At 70.6% G+C, this 8,710-nt stretch carries 4 protein-coding genes and 1 pseudogene; 1 reads left to right on the top strand and 4 read right to left on the bottom strand.

Annotated elements, in window-relative coordinates; translation table 11 throughout:
• Positions 1–216: pseudogene (locus FV220_RS25805) on the bottom strand (hypothetical protein); the annotation flags it as partial.
• Positions 217–220: 4 nt separating this feature from the next.
• Positions 221–5,473, bottom strand: coding sequence for an alpha-2-macroglobulin (locus FV220_RS12570; RefSeq protein WP_246689447.1), 5,253 nt, complete (start codon positions 5,471–5,473; stop codon positions 221–223).
• A gap of 286 nt (positions 5,474–5,759) precedes the next feature.
• On the opposite strand from FV220_RS12570, the gene FV220_RS12565 reads away from it, so the two are divergent.
• Positions 5,760–7,205 carry a trypsin-like peptidase domain-containing protein gene (locus tag FV220_RS12565; protein WP_147831742.1) on the top strand — a complete coding sequence of 482 codons (1,446 nt, stop codon included), beginning with the start codon at positions 5,760–5,762 and terminating at the stop codon, positions 7,203–7,205.
• A gap of 87 nt (positions 7,206–7,292) precedes the next feature.
• On the opposite strand, the gene FV220_RS12560 is transcribed toward FV220_RS12565, so the two are convergent.
• Positions 7,293–7,448: a hypothetical protein gene (locus tag FV220_RS12560; protein WP_018046049.1), complete on the bottom strand. Its 156-nt coding sequence runs from the start codon at positions 7,446–7,448 to the stop codon at positions 7,293–7,295.
• A 133-nt stretch (positions 7,449–7,581) separates the two neighbouring features.
• Positions 7,582–8,631 carry a cysteine synthase A gene (locus tag FV220_RS12555; protein ID WP_147831740.1) on the bottom strand — a complete coding sequence of 350 codons (1,050 nt, stop codon included), beginning with the start codon at positions 8,629–8,631 and terminating at the stop codon, positions 7,582–7,584.
• Positions 8,632–8,710 lie beyond the last annotated feature (79 nt).

Genomic DNA, 8,710 nt, shown 5'->3' with positions numbered 1-8,710 from the left:
GAGGGCCGCGACGAAGCGCCAGAGGGCGAGGGCGGGGAGGAGGATGAGGAGGGCGATGACCACGTAGATCGGACGAAGCGCGAGGCTCTCCTCCCTCTTGTGGGGAGGAGTTGGAGGTGGGGGTGGTTGCGTAGAGGCCGCGCCGTATCCGGCACCACCCCCACCCCTGACCCCTCCCCACAAGGGGGAGGGGAAGCGCCTCCGCGCACGATCCATGGCCCTACTTCGCGCTCACCTCGACCGAACCGAAGGCGGTGCGGCCGAAGCGTTCGGGGCGGTACATGTCCTCGATGGTGGCCCCGGGATGGACGTAGGTGCCGGGCGAGACCGCCCGCACGGTATAGGCCACCGTGAAGAAGGCGGATTGACCGGGGGTGCGCTCGTAGGCCGCCACGAAACGGTCGTCGCGGAACTCGGTGCTCACCGGCTGCACGTCCGACTTGGCGAAGGCGAGCCCCGCCAGGGCATCGGAATCGAGGAGCTTCGGATTGTCGATCTCGAGGCCGGCGGGCAGGCGGTCCACCAGCAGGAGGCGCCCGGCGCTGGCCTTCGCCTCGGTCACCTTGAGCACCACCACGAGGCGGTCGTTCTGGCGAACCCCCTGAGCGAGATCCACCACCGTGCCGTCGAGGCGGTGATAGGTCCGCTCGATGGAGTAACCCCGTGATTCCGCCGGCTCCGGGGCGATGGGATTGCCAGACACGCTCACCACGGTCTGGGCGGCGCCCGTCCCGTCATTGGTGATGGTGACGGGCCTCGCGTCGAGGGCGGGGGCGCGGTAGAGCCGCGAGACCGGGCCCGATTGCCGGGTGCCGTCGACGCTGAAGCTCAACGCTTCCGCCTCCTTGGCGAGCCCCTCGGCGGCGAGCACCATCCAGGCATTCTCCTGGGTGCTGGTGAGGCGTCCGCTGGCCCGCTCCTGGGTGATGACCTGACCCAACGGCCGGATCGTGTCGCGGGCGAGGCCCGTCTCGGCGGCGAGGGCGAGAAGGCCGGCCCCGTCGCGCAGGCGCGAGCCGTAATCGGCGCGGTAGGTCGAGGTGTCGCGCGCGGATCCGAGCGCGGTCACCGCCGACTCGAACGCCTTGGCCGCGCGGCCCCGGTCGCCGAGAAGGGCGAGAGCCGCCGCGATCTGGCCGCGTCCGAGGGGGGTCGCGAACTCACCGAGCTTGGTGTCGGCGAGGTAGCGCAGGTCGCCCATCACCGGCCGCCCGTTCCGGGCCAGTACATAGGCGGCGTAGGCGATGTCCATGCCGCCGTCGCGCACCTCCGTGGTGTTGGCGACCGTGTTGCGCAGGCGGTCCAGGGCATTGGAGAAGGCGGTCTGCGGCACGGCGAATCCGCGTTCGCGGGCGCGGGTCAGGAAGTCGGTGACGTAGGCGTTGAGCCAGACGTCGCTCGACCCGCCGACGCTCCACAGGCCGAAATCGCCCGAGGCGTCCTGGCGCGAGAGCACGCGGTCGATGGCCTCGCGCACCCGTTCGTCCACCTTGTCGTCGATGCCGAGCCTGTCGAGGGAGGCGAGCTTGTTGACGTAGAGGAGCGGCATCGCCCGGCTCACGGTCTGTTCCGAGCAGCCATAGGGATAGCGGTCCAGCGCCTGGAGCAGGGCGGGCACGTCGAGGGCGGCGAGCGAGGAGGCCGTCACCGAGACCGACCCGGTGCCGGGGAGGATGTCGGCCAGGAGGTCGCCCGTCACCTGCAGGCTGGCGCCGGGTTCGAGGGAACTCACCGAGCGACGGACCAGGGCGCCGGTGCCGGGGCCGATGTTGAGCGAGAAGCTCTGGCCCACGGTGCCGGCGATGCCGGGGCCGGACAGGTTCACGTCGAGCCGCGACAGGCCGGGGCCGGCGGCGGTGATCGGGATGACGAGCGAGGTCTTCGCCCCGCGTTCCAGTTTCATGGTGCTGTGAACCGCGCCAGCCGAGACCAGGACCGGGCCGGTGAGGTCGAGATCCACGGTGTAGTCGCCGGCCTGCCCCTCGACATTATCGATGGCGATGAAGAAGCGCGAGCGGTCGCCGACATTGAGGAAGCGCGGCAGGGTGCCGGTGAGCACGACGGGATCGCGGATGATCACATCGGCCTGGGCCGAGCCGACCTTCGCCTTGCTCCAGGCGGTCACCATCACCCGGCCGGTGCCGTTGAAGGCGGGCAGGGGGAAATCGACGCTGGCGCGCCCATCGGGGCCGACGCGGACCACGCCGGAATAGAGCGCCAGCGGCGCCTGGGTCGGGGGCGAATCGGAGAGTTCCGCCGCACCGCCGTCGCCGCCCGAGCGGATCGCGCCGAGCGTGCCCTGCATGCCGTCGATCAGGTATCCGTAGAGGTCGCGGATCTCCGGTCCCAAGGCCTTCTGGCCGAAGAAATAGCCGAAGGGATTGGGCGATTCGTAGCGGGTGAGGTTGAGGATGCCGACATCGACCAGGGCCACGCTCACCTGCGCCTCCTCGCCGGAGGACAGGCCGGCGAGCTGGATCGGCAGGGTCAGGGTCTCGCGGGGCCGCGTGGTCGCGGGCGCCCCGACGGTCACGGCGAGGCTGCGCTTGTCGGTATCCACCGAGAACCAGGCAAGGCCGAGCGCCCGGCCCGGCAGGCGCTTGGCCGCCTGGTCGAGGGGCCGGTAGGCGGTGGCCACGAGATAGGCGCCCGACCCCCATTCCGCCTTCACGGGAATGTCCACGTTGGTGCCGGCCTCCGACACCGTGACGTCGAGGATGTCGTGGACCTTGTCGCTCACCACCGCGAGGGTGGCCGTGCCCCTGAAGCGCGGCTGGAGGCGCGCCCGCAGGGTCTCACCGGCGGCATAGCTCGGCTTGTTGAGCTTGAGATCGAGGAGGTCGGGCACGTCCGCGGTCTCGGAGCCGCCCCAGCCCACGGTGAAGGTGACGCTGACGGTGGCCTCGGGCCGGCCGGCGACCAGGGCTTCGAGGCGGTAGGTGCCGAAGCCGACGGTGGAACTGACCCGGCCCGGCGCGTCGGCGGCGAGATCGAGCCGTCCGTCGGCGATGCGCCGCGTCGAGGTCACCGGCTCGAACGACCAGCGCCCGCCTTCGCGGTACCATTGGTAGTTCCGGTCGACCTTGGACAGGGTCCAGACGACGCCGTTCTGCGGGATTTTCCGACCGTCGGGGCTCGCCATGACCACGTCGAACGTGGCGACACTGGCCTCCGTGAGGTCGCCCGAAAAATTCTTGCGGATGGCGAGGACGGGGCCGGAGGGCAGGATCGGCAGGGTGACGCTTCGGCTCAGCGCCCGCCCGCCCGGCTCGCCGACCTGCAGCGTGATCTTCGCCTCGGTGGGGCGCGGGGCGCTGAGCGCCTGGACCGGCACCGTCACGGTCGCCGATCCCTTGGCGTCCGTGGTGGCCTTGGCCTCGATCTCGGCCGAGGTCGCCTCCACCTTCTCGTCGTCGAGGCCGATGGAGAAGCCGTCGAGCCCCTTGATCCCGCTCGTCGCGGCGGCCTGGACCAGGACCGTGCCCGACACGTCGAGGCCCGAGCCCGGCGCGCCGTAGAGATAGCGCGCGGCGACGTCGATGGTCGCGGGCTCGCCCTTCGTCAGGGTCGGGCTCTTGGGGGTGAGAGTGACCTCCAGGCGCTCGGGCACATAATCCTCGACGAGGAACGTGGCCTCGCCCACGGGCGGTGCCTTCGCATCGGTATAGGCGGCGATCCGCCAGGTGCCGTGCATCGCGCCCGGCATCAGGGCGAGGGGCAGGGCACGGCCGCCGAGGCCGGCATCGGCGACCTGGACGCGGCGATACTCGACCCCGTCCGGACGCTTCACCACCAGGGTGAGGGGAAGGTTCGGCACGGCGATGCCGGCGGCGTCGCGCAACAGGGCCGTGACCTGAACGGTCTCGCCGGAGCGGTAGACCCCGCGCTCGGGGAAGACATAGGCCTCCACCGCGCCCGGCTGCGGCCGGCCCTTCACGCCCCGGTCGGTGAGGTCGAAAGCGCTCTGGGAGAAGTCGAGGAAGCCGTAATCGTCGCCGAGCTGGGCCACGACGAGGCCGGGGGCGATTCCACCTTCGCCCCGTGCGAGGCCCGGATCGAAGGCGGCGTGGCCCTGGCCGTCGGTCTTCTTCGTCGCCAGCACCTCGTTGTTGCGGGCCACGAGGCGGATCTCGGCGCCGGGCACCGTCTTCGCGCTGGCGAGCGAGCGGGCGAAGACGTGGATGCCGTCGCGGCCCTTGAAAGCGGTGAGGCCGAGATCCGAGACGACGAACCATTGCGTCGCCTGGGCCTCGTAGCCGCCGTCCTCATCGACATTCGTGGCGACGCCGCTGGCCTGGGCCAGCATGATGTAGATGCCGGGCTCCAGCTTGCCGACCGCCTGCAGCACCGGGAAGGCCGTGACCGCCTCGTGGTTCAGCTCGGCCTTGGCCGTGTCGAGGGTGCCCTTCCAAACGCGGGTGCCCTTCTGGTCGGCGATGGTCTTCGCGGTCATGCCGCTGAGCTGACCGAGGAACTCCTCAGAGCGCAGGGACGGCAGCAGGCCACGGTCGCCGACGCGCAGCACCTCCACGTCGATCTTCGGCGCGTTGACCGAGACCAGCGGCACGCCGGCCTGTCCGGTGCGCGGCAGGACGTAGTTGCGCCCGGTGAAACGCACCTGGGGCGAGCGGTCCCGCACATAGACTTCGTAATCGGCCGATTTCAGCAGGGCCTCGCCCACGGAGGACGGGATGCCCGAGCGCAGCACGAAGGCGTAGCGCTCGCCGTGCTTCAGCCCGTCCACGCAGATCTGCTGGCCGCTGCCGGTGACGGCGGCATTGGCGGCGCCCGAGACGGCGACGTAGGGCGTGAAATCGGTCTTCGGGGCCAGGCTCTCGGAGAACTGGAAGCAGACGCGCGGGGCGGCGGCGTCGGAATCGACCTTGTAGTCGAGGATGCGGAAGCCGTGCTCGGCGCGCAGACCCTCATAGGTCTCGCGCACCGTGGCGTCGTCGGCGAGCGCGAGGCTGGCGCGGTAGGCCTCGAGCGAGGGCCGCCATTCGGATTGATCGGCATAGACCTCGCCCAGCACCGCCAGGGCCTCGGCCTCGGCGGCGGCGCCGCGCGCCTTCAAGTAAGCCTGATAGGCGGCGGCCCGAGCCTGGCCGCGCAGGCGCTGGCGGAAGGAGTAGTCCCCGGTTTCGTTATCATTGCCCACCGTGCTCGCGGCGCGGGCATAGGCAAGCCAGTTCAGCGGGTCGCCCGCATCGGCGGCAATGGCCCCGGCGAGGGGCTTGAGGGCATCGGCCGGCTTCTCCGCCTGCACCAGGGCCTCGCCCTCGGCGCGCAGCTTGGCTGCCGGTCTGGTCAGGCCCGACGTGGCAGAATCCGCCCTCACCGTCGCTTCGAGACGGACCGCGTCACTGGCCAGCGCGTCACGCACGAAAGCCTTGGGGGATGGCGCTGGTTTCGGGGTAGCGATCCGCGCCACCGGACGATCGGGCGCCTGGGCGAAAGCCGGTGCGGCGCCCATGCCGCCGAGGGCCAAGGAGCCGGCAAGAACGCCTCGGGCAAGAAAACTTTTGGCAAGAAAACTTTTGGCAAGACGGGCGGTCGCGCGCCCGAGCCCGGTTGATCCCGACATTGCCCACCTCGTCCTTGGCGGCATCCGATCCTCCCTCGGTGCCGCGCCGGACCCTAGCACCTCGGGCGGCCGCCGCAACGACGCGTTCGCCCTGACGATCCGCTGGAAATCCGGCGATCCCTCTGCCACACCTTCGCGAACGGCATCGCCAAAAGGCCATCGGGGAGCGTGAACCATGATGCAGCGTGCGCGATTCGCAGGGGCTGCGGCGGCTCTGGCCCTCCTCGTCCTGCCGGTTCAGGCGCAAGAGCCCACCCAGGGGCTTGGCCGCCCCGCTCAAGCGCCTGCCCGTGCGGCACCGGCGGCCGACCCCGCCTTCGAGGCGGCGAAGGCGGCCTTCGAGCCCCTGCCGGAGGCGGAGAGGAAGGGCCTGCAGGACGCCCTGGTCTGGACCGGCGACTACAACAGCGTCATCACCGGCACGTTCGGGCGCCGCACCTACGACGCCCTGCTCTCCTACCAGAAGCGTGCCGGAAACTCCGCACCCGGCTTCCCCGACGCGAGGATGCGGGCGGCGATCCTCGCGGCCGGCGACACGGCCCGGAAGGCGGCGCGGTTCACCGTGAAGCCCGATCCTGCGAGCGGCATCGTCATCGGCGTGCCCGAGCGGCCGCTCGCCAAGCGCAGCCCTCAGGCCGGCGGAACCCGCTGGCAGAGCGGGGATGGCCGCGTCACCCTCGACACGAAGTCCTTCGCCCCGGAAGAGACTACTCTCGATGCCCTGTTCGCCCGCATCACCGCGCCGGGCGCCGACCGCAAGGTCACCTACAAGATCAAGCGGCCGGATTTCCTCGTGGTCACCGGCGAGACGGCGACGGGCAAATCCTACATCCGCTATGCCGCCGCCCCGGGGGGAGTTCGCGGCTTCACCATCGGCTACGACAAGGCCCTCGGGCCGGATGTGGACCGCCTGGTCATCGCCATCGCCAACAGCTTCGTGCCGTTCCCGGAGACGGCCGATGCCGCCCCTGCCGAGGTGGCGGCCAGACCCGGTGCGACGCCCGGCAGGCCCTTGCCGGGCCCGGCCGTGAGAGCCCTGCCGCCACTGATCCGAGCCGCGACGAATGTGGGAATCGGCCTCATCGTCGCCCCGGGACGCGTCCTGACGAGCTCCTCGGCCCTGGAGGCCTGCGCGGCGCCGCGGATCGCCGGTGTGGCCGCGCGGATCGTCAAGGTGGATGCAGGGCGTGGTCTGGCGCTTCTGGAAGCGGCCGGCGCGAAGGGCCGTGTCGCCGCCCTGGCTGTACGAGGAAGCGCATTGGCGCCGGGTGAGGCGCTCGTGGTTCTGGGGGGCGATGGGGGAGGGGGCATCGCCGTCTCGTCGGGCCAATCCGGCGGGGATAGGCTATCGGCGCCGCTCCAACCCGGATCGTCGGGAGCCGTCGTGCTGGACCGAAACGCCGCCCTGGCCGGCCTCGTGTCCCGCTATCCGTCGGCGCCCCGGCTCGTGGCCGGTGTGGCGCCGCCGATGAGCTACCCTCTGGTCGACGGCCGTGTGACACTGGCGTTCCTGACCGAGAACGGCATCTCTCCGGGGGCGGCCATGGACAGGTCGGGCGCGACGTTAGGCGCGGTCGCCTCCGGGGCGGCCGGTTCGGTGGTCGGCCTCACCTGTCCGTAGGGAATCCACTTGGTCCTTCCGGGACCGCGACGTCCCAGATGCATGAACGGCGGGGCGCCGGAACACCCCGCCGGTTCGGACGTGCGATCAGAGGCGTCCCGTGACCAGAAGCACGATCAGGATGATGATGAGGATACCGCCCAGACCGAAGCTCTGTCCGCGATAAGCACCGCCACCGAGGAAGTTGCCGCCGCCGAGGACGGCGAGGATCAGGATGATGAGCAGGATGGTGGTCAGGGTCATGGGGAAGAAACTCCGGTCACGCCCAACCAACATTGCTTGAGCTTGACCGGTGAAACGCCCGTCCGCGGATTCCGTTCAACGCTTGGGCGCTTCAATGATGCAGATTGATGACGGTGTTGCAGGAAAGTCGATGTCAGGCTCGCCAGTCCGGCAGGTCGCCCGCCGTTTCCGTGAGCCAGGCCGGCACGGGCAACCCGCGCTCCGTGAGGAAGGCCGGGTTGAACAGCTTCGACGCGTAGCGCGCCGCCCCGTCGCAAAGAATGGTCGCGATGGTGTGGCCGGGGCCGAGAACCCGCGCCAGCCGGATCGCGCCGGCGACGTTGATTCCCGATGAGCCACCCAGGCTGAGCCCCTCCTCGCGCATCAGCCCGAACACGATGTCCAGGGCCTCCGTGTCGGGGATGCGGAAGGAATGGTCCGGCCGGAACCCTTCGAGATTGGCGGTCACCCGGCCCTGGCCGATCCCTTCGGTGATCGAGGAGCCTTCGGCCTTCAGCGTGCCGGTGGTGTAATAGGCATGCAGCGCGGATCCCTCGGGGTCGGCGAGCGCGACGGTGATTCCGGGCTTGAGCGCCCGCAAGGCCTGGGCGGTGCCGGCGAGGGTGCCCCCCGTCCCGGCCGCGCAGACGAAACCGTCGATCCGCCCCTCCGTCGCGGCGAAGAGCTCGGGGCCGGTCGTGTCCACATGCGCCTGGCGGTTGGCGACGTTGTCGAACTGGTTGGCGAAGAAGGCGCCGGCCGGTTCGGTGGCAGCGAGGCGCTCGGCGAGCCGCCGCGCCACGTGGACGTAATTGTCCGGGTTGGAGAACGGCACGGCCGGCACCTCGACGAGGCGGGCGCCGGCAAGGCGCAGCGTCTCCTTCTTCTCGGCGGACTGCGTCTCCGGGATGACGATGACCGTGCGGTAGCCGCGGACCGACGCGACGAGGGCGAGCCCGATGCCGGTATTGCCCGCCGTCCCCTCGACGATGGTGCCGCCCGGCCGGATCGACCCGCGTCGCTCCGCATCCGTGACGATGGACAGGGCCGCCCGGTCCTTCACCGACAAGCCGGGATTGAGAAACTCGGCTTTGCCGAGAATGGTGCAGCCGGTGAGGTCCGAGGCACGGCGCAGGTGGATCAGCGGCGTTCCGCCGATGGCGGCGAGGACGTCACCGGAGAGGGTAGGGGTGCGCGTGGTCATGACGGGTCGGGCGTATCCTGCGATGTGAGGCGCGACGAGCATGACCGACACGGCGTCCCGCGACCACCCACGATCACGC

The organism is Methylobacterium sp. WL19 (assembly GCF_008040005.1).
In the GTDB taxonomy this organism is placed as follows: domain Bacteria; phylum Pseudomonadota; class Alphaproteobacteria; order Rhizobiales; family Beijerinckiaceae; genus Methylobacterium; species Methylobacterium bullatum.
Note: the sequence above shows the minus strand (reverse complement) of the source record. Positions and strands in the feature narration are given on the sequence as shown.

What these genes read in the sequence shown, in the direction of transcription:
- FV220_RS12560 (WP_018046049.1), bottom strand. Translation starts at nt 7,448, where the DNA reads ATGACCCTGACCACCATCCTGCTCATCATCCTGATCCTCGCCGTCCTC.
- FV220_RS12570 (WP_246689447.1), bottom strand. Translation starts at nt 5,473, where the DNA reads ATGGGCGCCGCACCGGCTTTCGCCCAGGCGCCCGATCGTCCGGTGGCG.
- FV220_RS12555 (WP_147831740.1), bottom strand. Translation starts at nt 8,631, where the DNA reads ATGACCACGCGCACCCCTACCCTCTCCGGTGACGTCCTCGCCGCCATC.
- FV220_RS12565 (WP_147831742.1), top strand. Translation starts at nt 5,760, where the DNA reads ATGATGCAGCGTGCGCGATTCGCAGGGGCTGCGGCGGCTCTGGCCCTC.